Origin of the sequence: Bradyrhizobium sp. G127 (assembly GCF_021502575.1) — a bacterium.
Classification (GTDB): Bacteria; Pseudomonadota; Alphaproteobacteria; order Rhizobiales; family Xanthobacteraceae; genus Afipia.
The window spans coordinates 264,948-289,234 of record NZ_JAKFGN010000001.1 but is presented as its reverse complement, the minus strand read 5'-3'; the positions used below and the strand labels follow the sequence as shown (position 1 = coordinate 289,234).

Below are 24,287 nucleotides of genomic sequence, written 5' to 3'. Positions count from 1 at the left end.
TTTTGCGATGGACCTCATTCAAGAGCTCGACAAAGAGCAGCTCGAAAAGCTTTCCGCCGGAAAGACCGTTCCCGATTTCGGACCGGGCGACACCGTGATCGTCAACGTCAAGGTTGTCGAAGGCGAGCGTTCGCGCGTGCAGGCCTATGAAGGCGTCTGCATCGGCCGTCATGGCGGCGGCATTCACGAGAGCTTCACTGTCCGCAAGATTTCCTACGGCGAAGGCGTGGAACGCGTGTTTCCGGTCTATTCGCCGATGATCGACTCGATCAAGCTCGTGCGCCGCGGCAAGGTGCGTCGCGCCAAGCTGTATTATCTGCGCGGTCTGCGCGGCAAGTCGGCGCGCATCGTCGAGAAGCAGGACAATCGCGAAAAGGAAGCGCCGAAGGCAGCTTCCGGCGCGTAATCGCGCTGCGCTCAGGTGCTTGAATTCAGAAAGCGCGGTGTCCTCACCGCGCTTTTTCTTTTGCCACGATTTCTATTATCGCTGTTTGCAGCAATTACTTTTGCGACAGCGGACCGTTCATGATCCAGCGATGGCCGAACGGATCGCGGATAATCGCGGTGCGCGTGCCCCAGAACGAGTAGGCCGGGCTCACCTCGCCTTTCGCGCCCAGTTTAGTGGCGCGCTCGAAGACCTCGTCGACCTTCTCGCCCGTCGTGAATTCCAGGCTGACCGACATGGTGACCGGCTCACCGGGGAGAGGCGTGCGCGCGGTACCGAATTCAGGGAATGCGTCGGACAGGAACAGCGCGCCGCCGTTGATTTCAAGTTCGCAGTGCAGGATGCGCAACCCATCCAGCGCGGGCATCAGCGCCTTCTGCTTGGCGTCGAAAGCGGCGGTATAGAAGGCAATGGCACCGGCGGCCGGCGAAACAGTCAGATAGGGCGCAACCGGCGGTCGTGCGGACATTGTGCGATCCTGCGTCAGCGACTATGTGGTGAGGATACTTTCCCCTTTCGCCTTAAGCGAGTAAAAAGGCCGCCCACGTGACCGGCGGCCCAGGGGCCGCAAACCTCAATCCGGACGACCGAAAATGGCCAAAGCGACCACGCTGTACGACAAGATATGGAACGACCACCTGGTTGATGAGCAGCCCGACGGCACCTGCCTGCTCTACATCGACCGGCATCTTGTCCATGAGGTGACCTCGCCGCAGGCTTTCGAAGGGCTGCGCACCACCGGCCGCAAGGTTCGCGCGCCGAAGAAGACGCTCGCTGTGGTCGATCATAACGTCCCCACCACCGACCGCTCCAAACCCAATCCCGATCCGGAGAGCGCCGAACAGATCGCGGCGCTGGCGGAAAATGCCCGCGCGTTCGGCGTCGAATACTTCAACGAGTTCGACAAGCGTCAGGGCATCGTCCACGTCATCGGCCCGGAGCAGGGCTTTACCTTGCCGGGCACGACGATCGTTTGCGGCGACAGCCACACCTCGACGCATGGCGCATTCGGCGCGCTCGCGCATGGCATCGGCACGTCGGAGGTCGAGCATGTGCTCGCCACCCAGACGCTGATCCAGAAGAAAGCAAAGAACATGCGCGCCACCGTCGACGGCGCGTTGCCGGACGGCGTCACCGCCAAGGACATCATTCTTGCGATCATCGGCGAGATCGGCACCGCGGGCGGCACCGGTTACGTGCTGGAATACGCCGGCGAAGCGATCCGTTCGCTCTCGGTGGAAGGCCGCATGACGGTCTGCAACATGTCGATCGAAGGCGGCGCCCGCGCCGGCCTGATCGCGCCTGATGAGAAGGCCTACGAATTCCTGAAAGGCCGCCCGATGGCCCCGAAGGGCGCCGAATGGGACGCCGCGGTGCGTTACTGGGACACGCTGCGCACTGACGACGGCGCGCATTTCGATGCCGAGATCAGACTGGACGCAGCGAAGCTGCCGCCAATCGTGACCTGGGGCACCTCGCCGGAAGACGTGGTGTCGATTTCCGGATTCGTGCCCGATCCCGCGAAGATCGCGGATGAAGCCAAGCGCTTGTCGAAGCAGCGCGCGCTCGACTACATGGGCCTCAAGGCCGGGACGAAGATCACCGACATCAAGCTCGACCGCGTCTTCATCGGCTCCTGCACCAACGGACGCATCGAGGATCTGCGCGCTGCCGCGAAGGTGGTCGCGGGTCACACCGTCAACGGCAATCTCAATGCGATGATCGTGCCGGGTTCGGGTCTCGTGAAGGAACAGGCGGAAGCCGAAGGGCTCGACAAGATCTTCATCAAAGCTGGTTTCGAGTGGCGCGAGCCGGGCTGCTCGATGTGCCTTGCGATGAATCCGGACAAGCTGTCGCCGGAAGAGCGCTGCGCCTCGACCTCGAACCGCAACTTCGAAGGCCGTCAGGGCTTCAAGGGCCGCACCCACTTGGTGTCGCCCGCGATGGCCGCAGCCGCCGCGATCGCCGGACACTTTGTCGACATCCGCGAGTGGCGATCCGCATAACCCGCGTCAAATCAACGCGAGCACAAAAGAAACAGGCGCTCTTTTGAGCGCCTGTTTTTGTTGTTCGCTTGCTGCGGCCTTACCAGCCGAAGCCGAAACCAAAGCGCGGTCCGAAGCCGTAAGGACGATAGCCGTAGCCATACGGATAGCCGTAACCATAAGGCCGATAATAGTAAGGCCGGTATCCATACCCGTAACCGTAATAGGGCCGGTAGTACGGCCGATAATATGGACGGTAGTAGTACGGCCGATAATAGCGGCGATAGTGGCGGCGACGTGCGCTGACGTCGGTCGGCTTCGCCTCGGCCAGACGGGCGTCATAGCCGGGCGACGTCGCGGCAACCGGCGGCGCAGCGCTCGCAGGCGCAAGAGACATCCAGCCGGCAAACGAAAGAGCGGCAGCAACCACTGCGGCCCCCACGAACTTTCTCATTGCAATTCTCCTTCGATCGTTGCTCGACACATTAAAAAAGACAACGCCGACCACCGATTTCAGTTTCATCCAGTCAAGCGACGAGCCATCGGCGACGCGCAACCCAAACAAAGCTTATCCGGATTAAGATGACTTCGGATTTGCAGCAAGATCATGACACGCGGATTTTACCGATTCTTGGTAAAGGCACCCCTCTCTCAAAGCGTAAATCAGTACCAGTGGTGACGGCGGTGCCAGTGGCGGCGATGGTGCCAGCCATGATGCCGATGCCATCCGCCGTGACGGTGCCAGCGGTGATGGCGGCGCCAATGCACCTCCGTGGCGATGTTCTCCGACGCATGCTTTGCAGAGGTCGAGGTCACCGGATTGATCAGCGATACTGCCTGCGCGCGATCAACCGGCGCAGCAACCGCGAGCAGCCCGGCAACGGCTGCGAGTCCGAAGATCGTCCTGATGTTCATCTTCATGAATGCTCTCCCTTGATCAGCGAACGAAAGCCACGCCGGCGCATGGTGTTCCCACGCAGCGGCGGATCTCGCTGAAGCCAGACTAGGAAGAATGACGTGAACGCGTCCTGAATGTTCGCGCCGCATTGATGAACGAACGACAGCGGCGCGCGATGAAACCGGAGCGTGAAATTCAGCCGCGCCAGTAGCAGCGCATACGCGGCACGATCACCGTTCCGCTCGGGCGATATTCCTGCTCGTAATGGGCGTTGCAGACCCGCACAGAATTCGGACCTGGATAGTTCGAGCCGCGATAGATGGGAACGCGCCGCGGCGCGCGGCGAATGATCCTGCGGCTTTGCGCGGAAAATTCCTCAGCGGTCAGCCCGTGGGTGGACACGGCAGCAGCCGCAGGCGCAGCGTGCGACAGGCCCGGTGCCGCCAGAATGATCAGACCCGCAAAAAGGCCGATGAGAGCCGCCGAAAACCGCATCATGCTGCGTCGTCCCGTACCCGTGATACTGCGCGATGGGCGGCAACGTCTCCGATTGAGGCCCGCAGGTCAACACCAAGAAATCGCCAAGTCCGCGCTCGCCCTTGGCTCCGGCCGCCGGGCCCTCTAAACAGGACCGATGTGGCCGACCGCAAAATCCCCCACCCTCGCCGAGATGGAATCCATCGCGCATGACGCGTTCGCGCGGCTGCCGAAACATTTTCGCGACCTGTGCGAGGGGCTGATCATCCATGTCGATGATTTCCCCTCGGACGAAGTTCTGGAAGAGATGAAGGCGGAGAGCGAGTTCGATCTGCTCGGACTGTTTCAGGGTGTCGGCCTGCCGTTCCAATCGAGCGGCGACATCGCGCCGCTGCCGAACATGGTCTGGCTCTATCGCCGCCCGATCCTCGACTACTGGGCCGAACACGACGAGACGCTCGGCCACGTCATTACGCACGTTCTGGTGCACGAGATCGGCCACCATTTTGGTCTGTCAGATGACGACATGGAAGCGATCGAAGCCAGCGTGAGCTAGCTCGCGTCGCAGACCGTCGAATCCGCAAGGCGGCGCTTCCCGGCTGCACCCGCGTCCCGCGACGGCTTGCAGGGCTGGGCCGCATTGGCGCGTCCCAGCGGCTCCCGCTCGCAAATGCCGCCCATGACCCCTGCGGCCCTGACGCAGTCCCGTGCGCTGCTGAACACACAGATCGGATTATCGCGCCCGACATCCCGCCGGCACCACAGCTCGGCGTGAGCGCTGCCGGACGGCATCAGCAGGACGACGCCAACCGCCAGAAAGAGCCCTTTCCGCAGGGATCGAACGTGCATGGCGTTCATGATGTGTCCTCCCTCAGCGCATGGCCTTGACGGCCATGATGATATACTTAGAACAGCTCAAATTGCATCCGGTTCACGGGAACATCATGGACAAGTTTACGACACTCGAAGGCGTCGCGGCCCCCTTGAAGATCATCAATGTCGATACCGACATGATCATCCCGAAGCAGTACCTGAAGACGATCAAGCGCACCGGTCTCGGCAAGGGCCTGTTTTCCGAACAGCGCTACAAGGACGACGGCAGCGAGAATCCGGATTTCGTCCTCAACAAGCCGTCCTATCGCAACGCCAAGATCCTCGTGGCGGGCGACAATTTCGGCTGCGGATCGAGCCGCGAGCACGCGCCTTGGGCGCTGGCCGATTTCGGCATCCGCTGCGTGATCTCGACCTCGTTCGGCGATATCTTCTACAACAACTGCTTCAAGAACGGGATCCTGCCGATCCGCGTCAGCCACGAAGAACTCGACAAGCTGTTCGACGACGCCGATCGCGGCGCCAACGCGACGCTGACGATCGATCTGGCAAAGCAGGAAATCCGCGGCCCCGACGGCGGCACGATCAAGTTCGACATCGATCCGTTCCGCAAGCACTGCCTCTTCAACGGCCTCGATGACATCGGGCTCACGATGGAAAAGGGCAAGTCCATCGATGCTTTCGAGGCAAAGGAAAAAGCCGAGCGGCCGTGGCTGTGAGATCAGAGTGTAGATCGTGATCTAGCCAAACAATGACATCCGGAATGTTGCCCCCGGCCTTGCATTTGAACGAGGTCGCGAGACGTAATTTTATAAAGCGGGATTCAGGGAGTATGGGTCCCCGCCTTCGCGGGGACGAGGCAGCAAATAACTGCTGGCACCAGAGCCGATCTCAACCCATCTTCAGCGCCGCGATCGCATCGGCAATCGCAATCGTTCGTTTCGCCATCTCGACATGCAGCCGCTCGACCATCTGCCCGTCGAGCTGCACCACGCCCTTGCTGACATTTTCCGGCAGATCGAACACGCCCATGATCTTGCGCGCGCGGGCGACTTCGTCCGCGGGCGGCGTATAGGCCGCGTTGGCCGCATCGATCTGGCCCGGGTGAATCAGCGTCTTGCCGTCGAACCCCATGTCGCGGCCCTGCGCGCATTCCTTCGCAAAGCCCGCGATGTCGCTGATGTCGTTGTAAGGGCCATCGAGAATTTCGATGCCGTAGGCGCGCGCGGCCAGGATGCAATGGGAGAACAGCGGCAGCATCGCCGCGCGGCCCGGCAGCATCCGCATCCGCGTCTCGCGCGCAATATCGTTCGGCCCCATGATGAAGCCGGCGAGGCGCTTGTCGCCTTCGCGCGCCGTCGCCGCGATCTGCTGGGCGGACAGCACCGCGATCGGCGTCTCAATCATCGCCCAAAGGCCAATGGCCGGATCGGCCTTGAGCGAGCGCAGACGTTCCTCGAGCATCTTCACGTCGGCCGGGTTCGAGACTTTCGGCACCAGAATGCCGTCCGGCCGCGCGGCTGCGGCCATTGCCAGATCGTCCTGCCACCACGGCGACTCGAGATTGTTGACGCGGATGATGATCTCGCGCCGGCCAAACCCCCTGGCGGCGACCGCCGCCGCGATCTGGTCGCGCGCCATCGGCTTCGCGTCCGGCGCGACGGAGTCCTCGAGATCCAGAATGACGCCGTCGGAAGGAAGATTCCGCGCCTTGTCCAGCGCCCGCGCATTGGAGCCGGGCATGAACAGGACACTGCGGCGCGGACGGATCATGGCTGGGTTCCCATATAAGGCGCAGCCTGCGTAGCATTTCGGCTCCGCGCCTGAAAGGCTTGTTCAGTGCGTCGGGCTAGGTTAGCCAACCGGAATAACTTTACGAGGCCGCTCATGTCACCGTTTCCTGAACGCCTGCTCTCCGGCTATCAGAGCTTCGTCACCCAGCGCCTGCCCACCGAGCAGTCGCGTTACCGTGAACTGTCGCAGATCGGCCAGTCGCCCGAAGTGATGGTGGTCGGCTGCTGCGATTCCCGCGTCTCGCCGGAAGTGATTTTCGATGCCGGACCGGGCGAACTGTTCGTGGCGCGCAACGTCGCCAATCTGGTGCCGGTCTATCAGCCCGACGGCGGCGCGCACGGCGTGTCGGCGGCGCTGGAATACGCCATTCAGGTGCTGCGGGTGAAGCACATCGTCGTGCTGGGCCATGCGCAATGCGGCGGCATTCGCGCCTTCTGCGACAACATCGAACCGTTGTCGCCGGGTGACTTTATCGGCCGGTGGATGTCGATGTTCATCAAGCCCGGCGAAAAGGTCGAGCAGCGCGACCACGAAACCATGCAGCAGTTCGTCACGCGGATCGAGAAGGCAGCGGTCCTGCGCAGCCTCGAAAACCTGATGACGTTTCCCTTCGTGAAAAATCTCGTCGACGAGGGCAAGCTGCAACTGCACGGCGCCTATTTCGGCGTGGCCGAAGGCTCGCTATCAATTGTTGACCAGAAGACGAAGGAATTCAGCCGGGTCTATCAGACGTCTCTTGCCGGCTAGTGCCCCGGCTTGCCGGCTGCACCGTGATCGCCGAGCCGGTCCGACCACACGATCAACAGTGTCGAGACCACGAACACGAGATGGATGCCGGCGAGCCAGCCGAGCTTCTGCGCGTCGAACGTGGCGTCGATGTTCATGAAGGCTTTGAGAACCTGGATCGCCGAGATCGCGACGATCGAGGCCAGCAGTTTCTGCTTCAGTCCGGCGAAATCGACCTTGGTCATCCATTCCGGCCAGTCCGGATGGCCGCGCGGATCGATCCGTGAAACGAAGTTCTCGTAGCCCGAGAACACCACGATCAGGATGAGATTGCCGGTCAGCGACACATCGATCAGCGACAGCACGCCAAGGATGATGTCGGATTCCTTCGCCGACGCTGCGTGAAGGACAAACTCGATCAGCAGCAGGACGAATTTATAGAGGAGCACCGCGAGGCTGACGACGAGGCCCAGATAGAACGGCGCCATCAGCCAGCGGCTGTTGAACAGCACGGCTTCGAGCAGATGCTCGCCGCGCTTCAATGTCGGATTGGCCCGATAGTCCGAAGCGGCAGGCGGGTGCTCAGATGGCTCGCTCGTCATCTTCGCTCCCACCCTGCCCGATCAGGCGGCCTTCTTTTTCGGTTGCAACAGCTTGCGGTTGATCAGGCACTCCGCGATCTGAATCGCGTTCAGCGCGGCGCCCTTGCGCAGATTGTCCGAGACGCACCACAGCACAAGGCCGTTCTCCACCGTCGCATCCTCACGGATACGGCTGATGTAGGTGGCGTCCTCGCCCGCCGCTTCATACGGCGTGACGTAACCGCCCGGCTCGCGCTTGTCGATCACGAGGCAGCCCGGCGCATTGCGCAGGATGTCGCGCGCCTCATCGGCGGAGATCGGATTCTCGAACTCGATGTTGACCGCCTCCGAATGACCGACGAACACGGGCACGCGCACGCAGGTCGCGGACATTTTGATTTTGGGATCAAGAATCTTCTTGGTCTCCATCATCATCTTCCACTCTTCCTTCGTGTAGCCATCCTCCATGAAGACGTCGATCTGCGGGATGACGTTGAAGGCGATACGCTTCGGGAATTTGTTGTTGATCAACTCGCTGTTGGTGTAGACGGCCTTGGTCTGCGAGAACAGTTCGTCCATCGCATCCTTGCCCGCGCCCGACACCGACTGATAGGTCGAGACCACGACGCGTTTGATCACCGCCTTGTCGTGCAGCGGCTTCAGCGCAACGACGAGTTGCGCCGTCGAACAGTTCGGATTGGCAATGATGTTTTTCTTGGTGAAGCCGGCGGCAGCGGCGGCGTTCACCTCGGGCACGATCAGCGGCACATCAGGATCCATGCGCCAGGCCGACGAGTTGTCGATTACCACCGCACCCGCGGCAGCGATCTTCGGCGACCATTCCTTCGACACGGCGCCGCCCGCCGACATCAGACAGATATCGACATCGCTGAAATCGTAGTGCTCAAGTGCTTTGCATTTCAGGGTCCGGTCGCCGTAGGACACTTCGACGCCAATGCTCCGGCGGGAGGCCAGTGCGACCACCTCGTCTGCCGGGAAGCGGCGCTCGTCCAGGATGTTGAGCATTTCCCGGCCCACATTGCCGGTCGCTCCAACTATCGCAACCTTGTAACCCATCGTTGACTCTCCGAAGAAAAATGCCTCGCCCTCACGCCTCGCGGAAAGGGAAGAGGCAGCGCTTCTATGCGAAAAACCGCCCAAATACAACGCAGAAGCGACTGCGGGGGCAGGTCTGGCGTCAGGCGGCGGGAGTTCTTCATCCAGGGCCGCAGCGGTGGCTCGTTCCCGTTTTCACGACCGGAACAGAACGTCCGCCAAGAGTATGCCATGAGTCCGATCATCCTTGATCAGCCCGCCCTGAATACCTCCGGCATCCATCCGGCGCTCCGCAATTTCGCGGACGAATGCAGCGCCGTGGCTGTGCGAATCCTGGCTTATGTCTGCGGGCTCGCTGTGCTGGCGGTGATCGCCGTGGACCTGTTCTCCGCCGTGCCGGTCGCCGCCAATACGGACACGCCCGCCCTCCCGGGCTGGACACCGGCCAGCCGCCCGCACCCGGCCTTCGCCATCAGCAAGCTGGATTTGTCCGACAGACCAGATGCTTACGAAATTCTTCGGCATCCGGAAGGCGGCCGCAGGGACATCCTGCGCTGGGCCGCCAGCGCCGGCGAGGCCCCCACTGCGGAGATCGAGATTTATCGTCCCGGCGGTGAACTGGACGCCTTTACCGCGGCTGACGCCGGCCTGGCAGCCCGGATGGCCGGTCAGCCCGCCACTGAGGTCGAACCCGCGGGTGTTCTCGAGACCAAGTTCGGTCGCGTCGCCCTGCTGCGCCTGAGCGGGGCTGCCCTGCCCGCCAAGCAGACCTGCCTGGGCTTCGTAAAGACCTTTACGGCCCCGAACGTCACGCTGAGCGGATGGTCGTGCCAGGCAGGGTCGCTCGCCGCCCAGAAGACGTTTCTCGGCTGCACGCTGAACCGGCTGACCCTGCTGTCCGCCGGCAACGATCCGAAAATGGCCGAGCTATTCGCGCGCGCCGAACTCAGGCGCGACACCTGCAACATGACCACCGCGACAGCCACAAACTGGATCGCCGCGGGCGACACGCCGCCGCTGCGCGGACGGCTCGCGCAAGACTGACGATCCGGACTGGAGAAATACCGGCATGTCCTTCGATCAAAACCATATCGCCACCGTCAGCGGCTACGCAGGCAAAGCCGTGCGTTATTCTTTCTACGTGGCCGGCACCGTCGCATTCGCCCTGATCGCCATCGGCGCCGTGCGCGTTTCCAGCTTCTTCGGCCAGCCATCCAGCGTCAGCACCAAGGCGTCATTCCAGATCGCATCATCCGATCTCGCGCGTTTGCCGCCCGCAACCAGTTCGGCGAAATTCAACGGCGGATGGCAGGAAGTGCTGCAATACGGCCGGATCTATGATCGCGACACCGACTTCACGATGGTCGTGAATATGCCGGCCAATCCGGGAACGCCGGTGGTCCGGGACTATTCATCGGAAATGTCCAGCCTGCGGCCGCTGTTGCGCTCCACCTCCTACATGGGCGCGGCAACCTACTACGATCTGCAAACCCGCTTCGGCCCGGTCCGCGCGGCGAGCTTTCAGGCCAACTCCGACGGCCAGATCAAACTCTGCGTGTCCTATCTCAGCCGCTTCGATACCGATGCCGTGTATCTCAAAGGGTGGCTGTGCGAGGCCAGCGGCGCGCGCCCGAATTTCCACGCCCTGGCCTGCCTTCTCGACCGCGTGACCGTAAAGGGCGTGCTGCCGACCGCGGCCGCGCAAAACTTCTTCGAGGAACGAATGAAGCGTCCCGGACGTTGCAGCGCGGAGCCGGTGTCACAAACCACCGACACCCGGCCGCCGCGACCGCCCCGCAGGCTCTAGACCGAGGCGTGTTGCGTCCTATATCGCACAGTAAGACCGGTACGATACGCGCCAGGTGTGGCCCATTGGTCCTTGTGGCCGCCTCCCCGGAACGGGTATGGTGGCCCGAATTGGAATTCGACGAGGATATGATGGCTTTGAAGCACTTAGGCGCGAAAACACTGGCGATTTTGCTCGCGACGGCTGCGGTTACGGTCGTCGGATTCGGGACCGCCGATGCCGCGCCCCGCAAGCGCGTGGTCCAGGACGATCCGACCTATGACGGCGCGCCGCGCAGGCCGGAAAACCGCGTCTATCAGCGCGGCCGCACCCGCGTTTACGTGACCCGGCGCTCGTGGCTCGATGCCGGCACCGAAGTGCGCCCCGGCGAACGCAAGTTCACCGATTACGCCTTCCCGCCGGGCTACTCCTACGGCCAGCAGATCGACCGCCTGTACACCAGCCGCCGCCCGCTCGGCGACCAGTGGGATACCGGCACGCCGTTCCCGTTCCCGCTGTACTGATTTTTCGGCGCCTGCCGAACGTCAAAATGCCCGGCTCGCGCCGGGCATTTTTTATGGCGAATTGCATATGGCAGGATGGTGACGAACTTCGCCGCAAAAGGCGAAATGGTGTCAGGCCGTCAGCGCGTCCAGTTCCGCGACGATCGCCTCGCCCATCTGCGACGTCGAGATGATTTTCGCGCCGTCCGCCTTGAGGTCGGCGGTGCGCAGGCCCTTGGCGAGGGTTGCGGCGATGGCCTGATCGATCAGGTCGGCTTCCTTCTGCAGATCGAACGAGTAGCGCAGCGACATCACGAATGACGCGATCATCGCCACGGGATTGGCCATGCCCTTGCCGGCGATGTCGGGCGCCGAGCCGTGCACGGGTTCATACAGCGCCTTGCGCTTGCCGGTCTTCGGATCGGTCTCACCCAATGAGGCGGAGGGCAGCATGCCGAGCGAGCCGGTCAGCATCGCGGCGATGTCGGACAACATATCGCCGAACAGGTTGTCGGTGACGATGACGTCGAACTGCTTCGGCCAGCGCACGAGTTGCATGCCGCCGGAATCCGCGAGCTGATGCTCAAGCTCGACATCCTTGTATTCGCGCGCATGAACCTGCGTCACGACTTCCTTCCACAACACGCCGCTCTTCATGACGTTGTGTTTTTCCATCGACGTCATCTTGTTGCGGCGCTTGCGCGCGAGATCGAAGGCGACGCGCGCGATGCGCTCGATCTCGTAGGTGTCGTAAACCTGCGTGTCGACGGCGCGCTTCTGGCCGTTGCCGAGATCGGTGATGGTCTTCGGCTCGCCGAAATACACGCCGCCGGTCAGTTCGCGCACGATCATGATGTCGAGGCCTTCGACGACCTCTTTCTTGAGGCTCGATGACTCAGCCAGCGCCGGATAGCAGATCGCCGGACGCAGGTTGGCGAACAGCGCCATGTCCTTGCGCAGCCGCAGCAGGCCCGCCTCGGGGCGAGCTTCATAAGGAACATCGGCCCACTTCGGACCGCCCACCGCGCCGAAGATCACCGCATCCGCGGCCTGCGCCCGCGCCATGGTGGCATCGGTGATCGCGACCTTGTCGGCGTCATAGCTGGAGCCGCCGACCAGGCCGGTCTCGGTCTCGAACGACGCGATGCCGCGCGTGCCGAGCCAGTCAATGATGCGCTTCACCTCCGCCATCACTTCGGTGCCGATGCCGTCGCCGGGGAGAAGGAGGAGCTTGTGCGATGCCATGATCGAATGCCTTTGGAATTGTTGACTCTTCGCGGACGCGTTGACTGTCTGCAAATAAGCCGGCGGTCCGCATTTCGCGGACTTGCTAAAGCGCCCTTGCACAATTGGCAAGACACCATTGTCCCGATCCGATTGGCCAAGTCCGGCGGAAACTGCCAAATGTACCGCTCCTGCCGGAGCCTGAGCTTCCAATGACATTCCCCGATTCCGCCGTCCGCTTTCCGCGCCCGATGCGCATGATCCTGATCCTCGCGCTGGCGCCGGCCATCGGGCTCGGCATCGGGCGCTTCGGCTATTCGCTGGTGCTGCCCGACATGCGCGACAGCCTTGGCTGGTCGTATTCCACCGCGGGCTTCATGAACACGATCAACGCCATCGGCTATCTCGCCGGCGCGCTTGGCGCCGCGTCCTTCATCCGCCGCGCCGGCCTGTTCCGCGCGACGTGGATCGGCGCAATCGCGTGTGTGGTGTCGCTGGCGATCTGCGCGCTGTCGGGCAATGTTTTCATTTTCGGTTTCGGACGCCTGCTCTCGGGACTCGGCGCGGCGGCGACATTCGTCGGCGGCGGCACGCTGGCGGCGACCATCGCGCAATCGCGGCCGGCGAAATCGGCGCTGCTGCTCAGCCTGTTCTACACCGGTCCCGGCACCGGGCTGATCGTGTCGGGACTGGCCGCGCCGTTCCTGCTGCAATATTTCGGCCCCGGCTCGTGGTGGATCGTCTGGACTGCGCTGACGATCCTGACCACCCTGATGATGATCCCGCTGCTGCTGAATCCGATCGACGTGCCCGCAAGCGAGACATCGGCCGCGGCAGCGTCCATCCCGCTGCGGCCGATCGCTTTCTATCTCGCCGGCTATTTCCTGTTCGGCGCGGGTTACATCGCCTACATGACCTTCATGATCGCCTATGTGCGCGACGGCGGCGGCGGCGCAGCCGCGCAGAGCGCGTTCTGGTGTCTGATCGGCTTGATGTCGTTCGCGGGATCGTGGCTGTGGCGCGGGCTGATGGCGCGCGGCAACAGCGGAACCACCATCGCGATCATGATCGCGGTGACGTGTCTGGGCACTTTCATCGCGCTGCTCGGCACCTCGCCGATGCTGCTGGTGGCATCGGCGTTCGTGTTCGGCCTGTCGTTCTTTCCGGTGGTCGCCGCCACCACGGTGTTTGCGCGCCTCAATTATCCGCCGGAGGCGTGGCCGAAAGTGATCGGCATCCTGACCATCACCTTCGGCCTCGGCCAGACGCTCGGCCCGTTCGTCACCGGCGCGATCACCGACGTGATGGGGCTGTCCTACGCGCTCACCGTCTCGACGGCGGCACTGGCGCTCAGCGCGGTGCTGTGCGCGTTCCAGCGGCCGGTGAAGGAGTAGGGGCCTTCTCGTCATTGCGAGCGAAGCGAAGCAATCCAGATCGCGCGCCCGGCAAGCGCAGTCTGGATTGCTTCGTCGCTAACGCTCCTCGCAATGACGAAAGAATGCATTGCGCGATGACTGTTGCGGCGTCTAGATCAGCAAATCGTAAAGGTCCGTCCAGTCCGGATTGAGACTTTCGATGAGTTGCAGCTTCTTTGTCCGGCTGCCCGCCTTGATCTGCTTCTCTCGGGCGATCGCATCCTGCATGGTCGCGTGAATCTCGTACCAGACCAGAATCTTGCAACCATATTTCCGAGAGAAGCCCTCTATTTGGCCTTCGCGATGCTCAAAAACGCGCCGCGCAGGATTTGCCGTTACGCCAGTATAGAGCGTTCCGTTGCGTTGATTCGCCATCATGTAGACGCAGGGCTGCTTCACGCAGCAAGACTGTCAGCTCTTCATATGCAGTCAATATCGGCGTCGGTAGAAATCTGCATCTCGCCGTCATTGCGAGCGAAGCGAAGCAATCCGGTTCTTGCTTGATACTCGTTCAGTCTGGATTGCTTCGTCGCAAGTGCTCCTCGCAATGACGGGAAGATAGTGGGGAGACTATGATCAGGATGACGATTGCGCCGCGAGCAGCAGCAGCACAATCAACTTTCAAAAATCAGACAGGTGGTTGTCCCGTGCACGAGCAAGCGGCCCTTGCTGTCCGTGACGCGTCCGTCTGCGATGCCGATGCGGCGGCCCCGGTTGATCACCGTGCCCTCGGCCCTGATGGCGCCTGTCTCCGGCGTGATCGGGCGGACGAACGATATCTTGAACTCAAGTGTCGTGGAGCCGATTCCCTTGTCCAGCGTCGACTGGATCGCGAGCCCCATGCAACTGTCGAGCATAGTGGCGGCGAGGCCCCCATGCACGGTACCCGCCGGATTGAGATGGATGTCTTTCGGCTCGGCCGTCACGACAACGCGCCCGTTCTCGGCCTCCGTGACATCGTAACCCAGGGTCTGCGCGATCGTATTCAGCGGCAGCGTCCCCTCGGCGAGACCCTGAACGAACTCAAGACCGCTCATCTCTTTCTGCCGGCCGGCGGGAACAGTCCCGTAACTCTTGCTGGCGCCTCGTCCCGTCATCGTCTTCTCCCGTTGAACAGCGTGTACCGGACGCCACCATAAAATTCGCGCCATGACCTCGCTCGCCGGATTCGGACATCATCGTCGGGGCCGCCTCGCCCGAGACAACGAAAGCTGCTAGATTCCATTGTGCCATGACGCTGCAATTTGCCGAGTGCGACAGGGCGCGCGTCACACGCGACCCGAAGTATGACGGACGGTTCTTCACCGGAGTCCGCACCACGAGAATCTATTGCCGACCCGTGTGCCCGGCCCAGCCCCGATCCGCAAACGTTTGCTATTTTTCATCCGCCGCCGCGGCGGAACTGGCCGGCTTCCGGCCTTGCCTTCGTTGCCGTCCGGAAACCGCACCTTTCAGTCCGGCATGGAAAGGCACCCGCGCGACCGTGGATAGAGCGCTGCGCCTCATCGTCGATGAGGGCGCACTCGATGCGGAACATGCCTGTGTCGAAGACCTGGCGGCGAGGCTGGGCATCGGAGCGCGCCAATTGTCGAGATTGTTCGCTCGCCATCTGAATGCAACACCCGTTCAGGTGGCGAAGACCGCACGCGTTCAGCGCGCAAAGCGCCTGCTCGACTCCACCGAACTGTCCGTGACCGACATCGCCATTCGGGCGGGCTTTCGCAGCCTGCGCCGGTTCAACGCGGTCTTCGCCGAGGTCTACCGGAGACCGCCAACACAGGTCAGGCGACGGCCGGTGAAGGTGTAGCGCCGTCATTGCAAAATTTAAGAGATGGTCGTCCCGGCGCAGGCCGGGACGACGTGTCGAGAAATTACGCGTTACGAGGCCGGGGTCTGCGCCGCGCGCGAGCGGCGCAAGAGCTTCATAGCGCGCGCCAACCTGGAGTCCTTTTCAGATGTGACTTCGCCGTCGCGTTCGTCCTTCGAGAAGAACCGCGTCACCGCGACGAAGAACACCGGCACCATCAAGAGCGCGAGAATCACCACCGCGATCATGCCGCCCATCACGCTTGTGCCCAAGGCCTGCTGACTCCTGCCGCCTGCGCCGGACGCAATCGCCATCGGCAGCACGCCGCAGACGAAGGCCAGACCCGTCATCAGGATCGGGCGGAAGCGCAGGTGACAGGCTTCCATCGTCGCCTGTAGCAGCGGCGTGCCTTTCGCGCGCAGATCCTTGGCGAACTCGATGATCAGGATCGCGTCCTTCGCCGCCAGACCGATGATCGTGATCAGCGCGACGGTGAAGTAGACGTCGTTGGCGAGACCGCGCGACATCGCCGCCAGCACCGCGCCGCAGATGCCGAGCGGCACCGTCATCAGCACCGCCAGCGGAATGGTCCAGCTTTCATAGAGTGCGGCAAGGCACAGGAACACGATCAGCGCCGAGAGCGCCAGCAGGAACGGCGCCTGCGAGCCCGACAGCTTTTCCTGCAACGACTGGCCGGTCCACTCGTAACCGAAACCGCGCGGCAGCTTCGCCGTCAGCCGCTCCATTTCCGCGATGGCGTCGCCGGACGTGTAACCCGCCTTCGCTTCGCCGGAGATGCGCACCGAGGGATAGTAGTTGAAGCCGACGATCTGCGTCGGTCCCACCGCCCACTTGATCGTGGCGAACGACGACAGCGGCACCAGATCGCCGCGGCTGTTCTTGACGTTGTAGGACAGGATGTCCGACGCATTCATGCGCCCGACGCTGTCGGCCTGCACGATCACGCGCTGCATGCGGCCGCGGTTCGGGAAGTCGTTGACATAGGCCGAGCCGAGATTGGTCGAGATCGTGCTGTTGATGTCGGCGAAGGTGACGCCCTGCGCGGCCGCCTGTTCGCGGTCGATGATGAGCTGCACCTGCGGCGCTTCCGGCAGGCCTTCGGCGTAGACGTTCTGCAGCACCGGGCTGTTTTTCGCCAGCGCCAGCAGATCCTCCTTCGCTTTCATCAGCGCGGCGTAGCCCTTCTGGCCGCGATCCTGCAGACGGAACGAGAAGCCCGATGAGTTGCCGAGATTGTCGATCGGCGGCGGCTGCAACGCGGACACCTTGGCGTCCTTGATCGAGCGCAGCGAGCGGTTGATGTCGTCGACAATGGCGGCGGCGGAATCGTTCGGCCCGCGCTCCGACCAGTCCTTCAGCGTGACGAAGGCCTGCGCCGTGTTCTGGCCCTGGCCCAAGAAGCTGAAGCCGGTGAGGAACGTCACTTCGTCGACGCCCGAACGCTCCTTCAGGAATTTCTCCACCTTCTCCACCGCGGCCTGGGTGCGGTTGAACGAGGAGTCCGACGGCGTCTGCACGTCGACGGTGATGAAGCCCTGATCGTCCACCGGCAGGAAGCCGCCGGGCAGCCGGGTGAAGGCGAAGACGAGGCCGGTCAGCAGCGCGACATAGACCAGCATCAGCCGGCCGGTGCGCTTCACCGACCAGCCGACCACGCGGCCATAGCGGCCCTTCACCGATTCAAGCTGGTTGTTGAACCAGCCGAACAGGCCGGTCTTGCCGTGGGCGTGTCCCGCTTCCACCGGCTTGAGCAGCGTCGCGCACAGCGCCGGCGTCAGCGACAGCGCCATCAGTGCCGAGAACGAGATCGCCGCCACCATCGTCACCGAAAACTGGCGGTAGATGATGCCGACGGAGCCGGGGAAGAACGCCATCGGCACGAACACCGCGATCAGCACCAGCGTGATGCCGACGATGGCGCTGGTGATCTGCGACATCGCCTTGCGGGTGGCTTCCTTCGGAGACAGCCCCTCCTCCGACATGATGCGCTCGACGTTCTCCACCACCACGATGGCATCGTCGACCAGGATGCCGATTGCCAGCACCATGCCGAACATGGTCAGCATGTTGATGGAATAGCCGAACATGTAGAGCACCGTGCAGGTGCCGAGCAGCGCGATCGGCACCACGATGGTGGGGATCAGCGTGTAGCGGAAGTTTTGCAGGAACAGGAACATCACCACGAAGACGAGGGCGATGGCCTCGACCAGCGTCTGGATCACCTTGGTGATCGAGGCCTCGACCACCGGGGTGATGTTGTAGGGAATGTCGTAGGTGATGTTGCCGGGGAAATATTTCGACAGCTCCTTCATCTTCTCTTCGACCGCGCTTGCGGTCGCCAGCGCGTTGCCGGTCGGCGACAACAGCACCGACAGGCCGGCGCTCGGCTTGCCGTTCAGCCGCGTGGTGAACTGATAACCCATGCCGCCGATCTCGATGCGCGACACGTCGCGCAGACGCACCGTCGAGCCGTCCGGATTGGCGCGCAGCACGATGGCGCCGAATTCGTCGGCGGAGCCGAGCTGTCCCTTCACCAGGATCAGCGCGGAAATGGTCTGGTCCTTCTTGCTCGGCTCGGCGCCGACGCTGCCGGAGGCGACCTGCGCATTCTGCGCGGTGATCGCCTTGGTCACGTCATCGGCGGTGAGGTTGTAGGCGACCAGCTTGACCGGATCGATCCAGATGCGCAGCGAGCGCTCGGTGGAATACAGCGTGGCACGGCCGACGCCGGGGATGCGGCGGATTTCGCCGAGCACGTTGCGGATCATGAAGTCGCCGAGGCCGACTTCGTCGAGCGAGCCGTCGGTGGAATTCAGCGTGATGATCTGCAGCACAGCGCTGGAGGCTTCCTCGACGAGAATGCCCTGCTGGATCACGGGACGCGGCAGCCGCGCCTCGACCCGCTTGATGCGGTTCTGAACCTCGACCGAGGCGAGATTGGAATCGGTGCCCGGCACGAAGTTGGCGGTGATTTCCACCTGGCCCAGCGAGTCGGAGGTGGATTCGAAATTCAGGATGCCCGAGGCGCCGTTGAGTTCCTCCTCGATCAGCCGCGTGGTCGAGTTGTAAAGCTCCTCCGGCGAGGAGCCGGGATAGCTGGTCGAGATCGAGATCGAAGGCGGCGCGATGATCGGATACTGCGCGATGGCCAGAAACGGAATCGCGATGATGCCGAGCAAACAAATGAACAGCGCCACCACCCAAGCGAAGATTGGGCGGTCGATAAAGAAACTCGGCATCATGACTCCCTGAAACGGACTAGACCCGGGCGGAACATCTCACCCGGGGGTCATTGCGGTCATCGGACCGGCGTCAAAAGCGCGCGCCGCCCGGTGACGCATCTCGCGAAGCAATCCGGCCCGGGGGCATCCGTGATGCCGGACTGCTTCACTGCAATGATGGCGCAACCCTTTTGCGCCGGACACACGTGATCGATTCAACGCACCTGCGACTGGTCGGACGAACTTGCCGCCGCGGATCGCTGCAGGCTGCCGGTCAGGTCGGTCGCCTCCGCCTCGGTCCAGGCGCTGGTGCGCACCGCATCGCCGATGGCGAACTTCTGGAAGCCTTCGACCACGACGCGCTGGCCGGCCTGCAGGCCTTCTGTGATCAGCCACTGGCCGTCGACGAGACCGCCGGTGCGCACCGGCTGCGATACGACGCGGTTGTCGTCCTTCACCAGATAGACTTCGCTGGCGCCGGTGCCGTTGCGCTGCACCGCCTGCGGCGGCACGGTGATGGCATCAGGATCGCGGCCCTGCTCGATCAGCACGCGGACGAACATGCCGGGCAGCAGCTCGCGCTTCGGATTCTTGAACTCGCCGCGCAGCGTGACCTGTCCGGTGCCGGCATCGACCTTGGCATCGGAGAACAGCAGCTTGCCGTCGAGCGGATAGATCGAGCCGTCGTCGAGCACGAGCTTAACCTTCGCCGCATCGGGCGCCACCGCGTCGAGATCGCCGCGATCGAAATCGCGGCGCAGGCGGTTGAGTTCGTTCACCGACTGGGTGAAGTCGGCATAGACCGAATCGATCTGCTGGATGGTGGCCAGCGCATGGGTTTCGTTCTGCACCACAAGCACGCCCTCGCTGAGCAGCGCCGCGCCGATGATGCCGTTGATCGGCGCCTTGATGGTCGCATAGTCGAGGTTGAGACGCGCGCGCGACAGGTCGGCGTTGCGCGCGGCAAGCTCGGCCTTGGCCTGCGCCAGATTGGCGACCGCGACTTCGTTCGACGCCTGCGAGGCGGCATTGCTCCTGGCCAGGATTTCGATGCGCGTGGCATGCTGGGAGGCTTGCAGCAGCGCCGCTTCGGCCTTGGCCAGCGCGGCTTCCGCCGCCTGCAGTTCCACTTCGAACGGCCTCGGATCGATCTGATACAGCGGTTCGCCGGCCTTGACCTCGCGGCCCTGCTCGAAGGTCCGCCCGACAATGATTCCAGAGACGCGGGGGCGCACGTCGGCGACCCGCAGCGGCGCGATGCGCCCGGGAAGCTCCCTGACGATGGAACGGGGCTGCGCCTTCAGGGTCACGATGCTGACTTCAGGCGGCTCCGGCGGGGCTGACGAAGCGACGCTGACGTCGTTGCAGCCGGAAAGCAGAACCGCTGCCCCAAAAAGGAGGGCGAGTGACGTGATCGCGTGGGGACGCGCTTGCATTGTCTATCCTTCTTATTTTCGCATAGCCGAAAATCAGAACGACCGGGACCAATCCGCTTTCGCGTAACCGATTCACGATCCTTGCTGACAGTCCTCAGCATGAATCGTGCCGGTGTGCATCGCAACATCCCCACGGGGTGACCCGATGTCGCGGTTCTGTTAAGTATTTGTTATATAAGGAATTAACCTGCGTTAAGATTGCTCACAATTGCGTCAGATCAGGTGAAGGTATCTGCCTCCGCAGAGGCGAAAGTGTGCAACTGCGGCAAATGCCTTATTTTTCAGCAATCGGAGCAGTAGCCGCGCATTTCGCGCATAAGTTGCAATACCAGCGCCGAGGACCGCTAAAAATGCATGTCGGCAAGGGGTTTAGCTCCCCCATTCAGCCGCTCCTTTCCCACCCGCAGCGGTTGATCGCCCCGCGAATTGTTATGGCGCGACTATCCTGCTTGCCGGCCCAGGGAGATGATCTGAGCCGTCAGGCCGATAATCAGGATGACCAGAAGACTGCCCTGGGAGCCAAGCAGCAGTGGCGACTTCAAGTCCGTCACCAGCGGATGGCCGTCCGGAACGCGGCGCAGCACCTCGGTTACCGTCGGCAGCATCAGCAGAAATGCTGTCAGGCTCAGGCAGACCGTTTCGATATATCTCGCCGCACGCCCCAGGCCGTGAAGGTGTCCGACACCATATCCCGCCAGCAGCAGCACAAGGGTGACCGCGCCGATGACATAACCGGCCGGTTCATGCGCGACGAGAAAGACCGTGACCGCGCCGATCAGCATCGCGATGAAATAGATCAGGCCGGGAAGCGATCGCGGAACGATCCGGCCATAGCGGGCAAACATGTACACGGCCACCGGAATCGCCGGCAGACTGCCGAGCGTGTGAATCCAGCCGAGCGGAGATATTCCAAACATCAGACTATCCTTTTCGTCGAGGGCGAGGTTACGATTGAGTGTGACTACCTATTAGTTGGTAGGCTTTCGGGACGTTTCGGAACGCGTTTCACCGGGCTTCGTTTTCAGGGGGCGAGACGCTTCAGCAGCGGACGGATCACCACCGCGAAGATCTTGGGGTCGCCATAGGCGCGGGCCGACAGCATCCCGCCGTGAACCGCAGCCATGAACACTTCAGCTTCGGCCTTCGCCGTACCGGTCAGCCGCAGACTGCCCTGCTTTGCGCCCCGCTCCAGAACCGACGCCAACCACGCTGACAGCGCGCGAAAATGCCCGCGCACCTCCACGGCGACCTCTTCTGGAAGAACCGGGATCTGGGTTGCGAGCAGGGCGCAGACACAGAACGGAGCCGTTGCATCGGTGATGCAGGTTTCCCAGTAACCGGCATAGGCGCGCAGCCGCGCCAGCGGATCGGACACCCGACGCTCCAGTTCCGCAAGACCCGCTTCAGCCTCCCGCCGGTACTGCACGACCAGGGTGCGGACGAGATCGGACTTGCTGGGGAAATGGTGATGAATACTCGCGTTGCGAATGCCTACCACATTGGCGATGTCGGCGTAGCTGAAGCCGTTGTAACCGCCCTCGAGAATGAGCGAGCGCGCGCAATTCAGAATCTCGTCAGACGTGGTCTGGGCTTGGGCCATGCGACTTTCTACCTTCTAGTAGGTAGCCACGCAAGTCCCGATGGCCGGTGGCGGCTTGACGTTTTGGTGATGACGCGACAGCGCGCCCGGCCATAGGCATTCGCCCGCACGGGCATGACGGAATGGCGCGACGGGAGCACGCTGCATCGATGCGATGCCCCGGCCGTCAGCTTCCGCTGAACGAGTTGTAGCCCTGGTCTTCCCAGTAGCCGCCCTTGTAGTCGTTGGTGACTTCCATCGCGACCACGTATTTGGGGTTCTTGAAGCCGAGCTTGGTCGGCACCCGGATCTTCATCGGATAGCCGTAGGCGCGCGGCAGGATCTCGTCGGCGAATTTGAACGTCATCTGGGTCTGCGGGTGCAGCGCGGTCGCCATGTCGAGCGGCGAATTATAGCCGTCCATGTCGGCGCAGTTGAACCAGACATATTTTGCTTTGGTGTCCGCGCCGATCAGTTGCAGGAAGTGGCTGAGCCGCACTCCGGTCCAGCTTCCGATCGCGCTCCAGCCCTCCACGCAGATGTGGCGGGTGATCTGTTTTTCCTGCGGCAATTTGTAGAGTTCTTCCAGCGTCCACGGCTTCTTGTTCTCGACCAGCCCGCGCACCTCGAGCTTCCACGCCGAACCATCGACGTCGGGCGCGTCATCGATGGAGTAATAGGCGTTGAACGGAAACGGCTTGGTGATCGCGCTTTCCGGGAAGGTCGGCGCCAGCGTGTTCGGATTGAACAGCTTCGCCTGCACCGCGTCGTTGAACTTGGACATCCGGACCAGCATCGATTCCGCCGAGAAACTGTCGGTGACATCGCAGCCGGTCAAAAGCGTCAGCGCGCCGAGACTGGCGCCGCCGGCGATGAAACGGCGGCGCGACAGATCGGGCATCAGCTTGACGGCGTCTTTCACAAGCAGCTTCTTGTCGACGCCGGGGATCAGGAGTTTGCGCATGCGTCCCATGATGTGTTCTCCTTGGGCATGACCTGGTCCGAAAACCGGCGCCCACTTTTCGGGGTCATGCCTACTTGCCAATAATCATGGCGCGCAGGCTTTTCGGCACCAGCAGCGCCAGCGCGACGTGGATCACGAGGAATCCCACGATCGCCGCCATGCAGAAGAAGTGGACGTAGCGCGCCACGTCATAACCGCCGAACACGGCGGTGAGCCATTGCAGTTGCACCGGCTTCCAGATCGCCAGACCCGACAGCACGATCACGATGCCGACCACGATGATGCCGGCATAGAGCAGTTTCTGGACCTGATTGTAGACGGTGAGATCGGCGTGGGAGAGCTTTCCGGTCAGCGCCGCCCTGGTGTCGCCAAGGACGCCGCTCGCGGTGATCGGCAGCAATTTCTTGCGGAAGCGCCCGGTGACGAGGCCAAGGGTCAGATAGACCAGGCCGTTGACCATCAGGAGCCACATCGCCGCGAAGTGCCATTGCAGCGCGCCGCCGAGCCAGCCGCCCAGCGTGATCGAGCGCGAGAAGGTGAGAGAACTGAACAGCGGCGAGGCGTTGTAGATCTGCCAACCGGACATAATCATCAGGACGATCGCAACCGCGTTGATCCAGTGCACGATGCGGACCCAGGCGGGCTGGATCGCCTTGCGGGCGGCCGCCGCTTCTGTCGGATGATCGGTGGTCGAGATGCCGGACATGACGTTGGACATGAGCGTTTCCGTTTTCACGATGTCATCAACACCATACGCGCCTAATCTAGTCCCTGTTACGATGCGCCGTATTAAAATTAGCGCCGGGAACCGGCGATGAAACGCCGCAATGCGACTTCACGAAAATGAGAGGCAACTTTTCGTCGTCCCGGCCTGCGCCGGGACGACGAGAGATACGATTTCATCTCACCCTCTCCGTAAACGGGGAGAGGTAAAGCGGCGCTTACGACTTCGGCATCAGCACCGTATCGACGACATGGATCACGCCGTTGGACTGGTTGACGTCGGCGATGGTGACCGCCGAGGTGCCGCCCTTGGCGTCGACCAGCCAGACTTTCTTGCCGTCGAGTTTCACGGTCAGCGTCTCGCCTTCCACGGTGGTGAGCTTCTTGCCGTCGGTGAGCGCCGACGCATTCATTTTGCCCGGCACCACATGATAGGTGAGGATCTTGGTCAGCGCCGCCTTGTTCTCGGGCTTCACCAGCGTATCGACGGTGCCGGCCGGCAGCTTGCCGAACGCGGCGTTGGTCGGCGCGAACACGGTGAACGGGCCCTTGCTCGACAGCGTGTCGACCAGACCCGCGGCCTTCACCGCGGCGACCAGCGTGGTGTGGTCCTTCGAGTTGACGGCGTTCTCGACAATGTTTTTCGAGGGAAACATCGCGGCGCCGCCGACCATCACGGTCTTCTCGCCGGACATTTCGCTCTTCATCATCTTGTCCTGCGCCTGAACCGGCGCAGTCACGGCAGCGGTCAGCGCCAGCGCGCCGATGGCGGCGGCGGACAACAGGGTAAAGCGGGTTGAGTTGATCTTGGGCAT

Annotated in this window: 28 protein-coding genes; 10 read left to right on the top strand and 18 right to left on the bottom strand. The window is 62.6% G+C overall.

The annotated features are described in order from the left end of the window. Positions 1-7 precede the first annotated feature (7 nt). On the top strand, positions 8-406 hold the full coding sequence (gene rplS, locus LVY71_RS01460; protein WP_235097485.1) for a 50S ribosomal protein L19: 399 nt from the start codon (positions 8-10) through the stop codon (positions 404-406). A 94-nt stretch (positions 407-500) separates the two neighbouring features. On the opposite strand, the gene LVY71_RS01455 is transcribed toward rplS, so the two are convergent. Beyond that, positions 501-914, bottom strand: a complete 414-nt coding sequence (locus tag LVY71_RS01455; RefSeq protein ID WP_235097483.1) for a VOC family protein — start codon at positions 912-914, stop codon at positions 501-503. Positions 915-1,038: 124 nt separating this feature from the next. Between LVY71_RS01455 and leuC the strand changes: the two genes are divergently transcribed. Continuing rightward, the gene (leuC, locus tag LVY71_RS01450; protein ID WP_235097481.1) at positions 1,039-2,451 is read left to right on the top strand and encodes a 3-isopropylmalate dehydratase large subunit; all 1,413 of its coding nucleotides are present in this window, start codon (positions 1,039-1,041) and stop codon (positions 2,449-2,451) included. Positions 2,452-2,530: 79 nt separating this feature from the next. Here the strand turns inward: leuC and LVY71_RS01445 are convergent, their stop codons facing one another. The 3 genes from LVY71_RS01445 to LVY71_RS01435 form a co-directional block, all read right to left on the bottom strand. Then, complete coding sequence (locus tag LVY71_RS01445) at positions 2,531-2,884, bottom strand: hypothetical protein (protein ID WP_235097479.1); 354 nt, start codon at positions 2,882-2,884, stop codon at positions 2,531-2,533. 209 nt (positions 2,885-3,093) lie between these two features. Then, positions 3,094-3,351, bottom strand: a complete 258-nt coding sequence (locus LVY71_RS01440; protein ID WP_235097477.1) for a hypothetical protein — start codon at positions 3,349-3,351, stop codon at positions 3,094-3,096. A gap of 172 nt (positions 3,352-3,523) precedes the next feature. Next, positions 3,524-3,826 carry a hypothetical protein gene (locus tag LVY71_RS01435; RefSeq protein WP_235097475.1) on the bottom strand — a complete coding sequence of 101 codons (303 nt, stop codon included), beginning with the start codon at positions 3,824-3,826 and terminating at the stop codon, positions 3,524-3,526. A 136-nt stretch (positions 3,827-3,962) separates the two neighbouring features. Between LVY71_RS01435 and LVY71_RS01430 the strand changes: the two genes are divergently transcribed. Beyond that, a complete protein-coding gene (locus LVY71_RS01430; protein ID WP_235097473.1) occupies positions 3,963-4,361 on the top strand; it encodes a metallopeptidase family protein in 399 nt (132 codons plus the stop codon). On the opposite strand, the gene LVY71_RS01425 is transcribed toward LVY71_RS01430, so the two are convergent. After that, the gene (locus tag LVY71_RS01425) at positions 4,358-4,663 is read right to left on the bottom strand and encodes a hypothetical protein (RefSeq protein WP_235097472.1); all 306 of its coding nucleotides are present in this window, start codon (positions 4,661-4,663) and stop codon (positions 4,358-4,360) included. The two genes, LVY71_RS01430 and LVY71_RS01425, sit on opposite strands and share 4 nt — an antisense overlap. Positions 4,664-4,749: 86 nt before the next feature. On the opposite strand from LVY71_RS01425, the gene leuD reads away from it, so the two are divergent. Next, on the top strand, positions 4,750-5,355 hold the full coding sequence (gene leuD, locus LVY71_RS01420) for a 3-isopropylmalate dehydratase small subunit (protein ID WP_235097470.1): 606 nt from the start codon (positions 4,750-4,752) through the stop codon (positions 5,353-5,355). A 172-nt stretch (positions 5,356-5,527) separates the two neighbouring features. Here leuD and LVY71_RS01415 read toward each other — a convergent pair whose 3' ends face one another. After that, on the bottom strand, positions 5,528-6,409 hold the full coding sequence (locus LVY71_RS01415; RefSeq protein WP_235097467.1) for an HpcH/HpaI aldolase/citrate lyase family protein: 882 nt from the start codon (positions 6,407-6,409) through the stop codon (positions 5,528-5,530). Positions 6,410-6,523: 114 nt separating this feature from the next. Here LVY71_RS01415 and LVY71_RS01410 point away from each other — a divergent pair, with 114 nt between their 5' ends. Beyond that, positions 6,524-7,177, top strand: coding sequence for a carbonic anhydrase (locus LVY71_RS01410; RefSeq protein ID WP_235097466.1), 654 nt, complete (start codon positions 6,524-6,526; stop codon positions 7,175-7,177). Here the strand turns inward: LVY71_RS01410 and LVY71_RS01405 are convergent. Continuing rightward, positions 7,174-7,758 carry a TIGR00645 family protein gene (locus LVY71_RS01405; RefSeq protein ID WP_235097463.1) on the bottom strand — a complete coding sequence of 195 codons (585 nt, stop codon included), beginning with the start codon at positions 7,756-7,758 and terminating at the stop codon, positions 7,174-7,176. The genes LVY71_RS01410 and LVY71_RS01405 overlap by 4 nt on opposite strands. Before the next feature lie 21 nt (positions 7,759-7,779). Beyond that, entirely contained in the window at positions 7,780-8,814 is a 1,035-nt protein-coding gene (locus tag LVY71_RS01400; protein WP_235097461.1) for an aspartate-semialdehyde dehydrogenase, read from the bottom strand. Between the two features lie 210 nt (positions 8,815-9,024). Between LVY71_RS01400 and LVY71_RS01395 the strand changes: the two genes are divergently transcribed. The 3 genes from LVY71_RS01395 to LVY71_RS01385 all read left to right on the top strand — a co-directional run bounded on the left by LVY71_RS01395 (position 9,025) and on the right by LVY71_RS01385 (position 11,103). Then, complete coding sequence (locus LVY71_RS01395) at positions 9,025-9,837, top strand: hypothetical protein (protein ID WP_235097459.1); 813 nt, start codon at positions 9,025-9,027, stop codon at positions 9,835-9,837. A 25-nt stretch (positions 9,838-9,862) separates the two neighbouring features. Next, positions 9,863-10,600: a hypothetical protein gene (locus tag LVY71_RS01390; protein WP_235097457.1), complete on the top strand. Its 738-nt coding sequence runs from the start codon at positions 9,863-9,865 to the stop codon at positions 10,598-10,600. A 131-nt stretch (positions 10,601-10,731) separates the two neighbouring features. Beyond that, on the top strand, positions 10,732-11,103 hold the full coding sequence (locus LVY71_RS01385) for a hypothetical protein (RefSeq protein ID WP_235097455.1): 372 nt from the start codon (positions 10,732-10,734) through the stop codon (positions 11,101-11,103). A gap of 111 nt (positions 11,104-11,214) precedes the next feature. Here the strand turns inward: LVY71_RS01385 and leuB are convergent, their stop codons facing one another. Beyond that, a complete protein-coding gene (leuB, locus tag LVY71_RS01380) occupies positions 11,215-12,327 on the bottom strand; it encodes a 3-isopropylmalate dehydrogenase (RefSeq protein WP_235097454.1) in 1,113 nt (370 codons plus the stop codon). Positions 12,328-12,518: 191 nt separating this feature from the next. Here leuB and LVY71_RS01375 point away from each other — a divergent pair, with 191 nt between their 5' ends. Then, positions 12,519-13,700, top strand: coding sequence for a YbfB/YjiJ family MFS transporter (locus tag LVY71_RS01375; RefSeq protein WP_235097452.1), 1,182 nt, complete (start codon positions 12,519-12,521; stop codon positions 13,698-13,700). Between the two features lie 132 nt (positions 13,701-13,832). Here LVY71_RS01375 and LVY71_RS01370 read toward each other — a convergent pair whose 3' ends face one another. Continuing rightward, positions 13,833-14,120, bottom strand: a complete 288-nt coding sequence (locus tag LVY71_RS01370; RefSeq protein WP_235097450.1) for a GIY-YIG nuclease family protein — start codon at positions 14,118-14,120, stop codon at positions 13,833-13,835. Positions 14,121-14,335: 215 nt separating this feature from the next. After that, a complete protein-coding gene (locus LVY71_RS01365) occupies positions 14,336-14,818 on the bottom strand; it encodes a PaaI family thioesterase (protein ID WP_235097448.1) in 483 nt (160 codons plus the stop codon). Between the two features lie 134 nt (positions 14,819-14,952). Between LVY71_RS01365 and LVY71_RS01360 the strand changes: the two genes are divergently transcribed. Beyond that, complete coding sequence (locus tag LVY71_RS01360) at positions 14,953-15,528, top strand: bifunctional transcriptional activator/DNA repair enzyme AdaA (protein ID WP_235097446.1); 576 nt, start codon at positions 14,953-14,955, stop codon at positions 15,526-15,528. A gap of 71 nt (positions 15,529-15,599) precedes the next feature. Here LVY71_RS01360 and LVY71_RS01355 read toward each other — a convergent pair whose 3' ends face one another. The 7 genes from LVY71_RS01355 to LVY71_RS01325 form a co-directional block, all read right to left on the bottom strand. Beyond that, positions 15,600-18,788: a multidrug efflux RND transporter permease subunit gene (locus LVY71_RS01355; RefSeq protein WP_235097444.1), complete on the bottom strand. Its 3,189-nt coding sequence runs from the start codon at positions 18,786-18,788 to the stop codon at positions 15,600-15,602. A 197-nt stretch (positions 18,789-18,985) separates the two neighbouring features. After that, positions 18,986-20,206 (bottom strand): efflux RND transporter periplasmic adaptor subunit, encoded by a 1,221-nt coding sequence (locus LVY71_RS01350; RefSeq protein ID WP_235097442.1) that lies wholly within the window; start codon positions 20,204-20,206, stop codon positions 18,986-18,988. 440 nt (positions 20,207-20,646) lie between these two features. Further along, positions 20,647-21,123, bottom strand: coding sequence for a hypothetical protein (locus LVY71_RS01345; RefSeq protein WP_235097441.1), 477 nt, complete (start codon positions 21,121-21,123; stop codon positions 20,647-20,649). Positions 21,124-21,227: 104 nt separating this feature from the next. Further along, positions 21,228-21,806 (bottom strand): TetR/AcrR family transcriptional regulator, encoded by a 579-nt coding sequence (locus LVY71_RS01340; protein ID WP_235097439.1) that lies wholly within the window; start codon positions 21,804-21,806, stop codon positions 21,228-21,230. Positions 21,807-21,972: 166 nt separating this feature from the next. Then, a complete protein-coding gene (locus LVY71_RS01335; RefSeq protein ID WP_235097437.1) occupies positions 21,973-22,758 on the bottom strand; it encodes a molybdopterin-dependent oxidoreductase in 786 nt (261 codons plus the stop codon). A 61-nt stretch (positions 22,759-22,819) separates the two neighbouring features. Further along, positions 22,820-23,455 carry a cytochrome b/b6 domain-containing protein gene (locus LVY71_RS01330; protein ID WP_235099980.1) on the bottom strand — a complete coding sequence of 212 codons (636 nt, stop codon included), beginning with the start codon at positions 23,453-23,455 and terminating at the stop codon, positions 22,820-22,822. A gap of 235 nt (positions 23,456-23,690) precedes the next feature. Beyond that, a complete protein-coding gene (locus LVY71_RS01325) occupies positions 23,691-24,287 on the bottom strand; it encodes a fasciclin domain-containing protein (RefSeq protein ID WP_235097435.1) in 597 nt (198 codons plus the stop codon).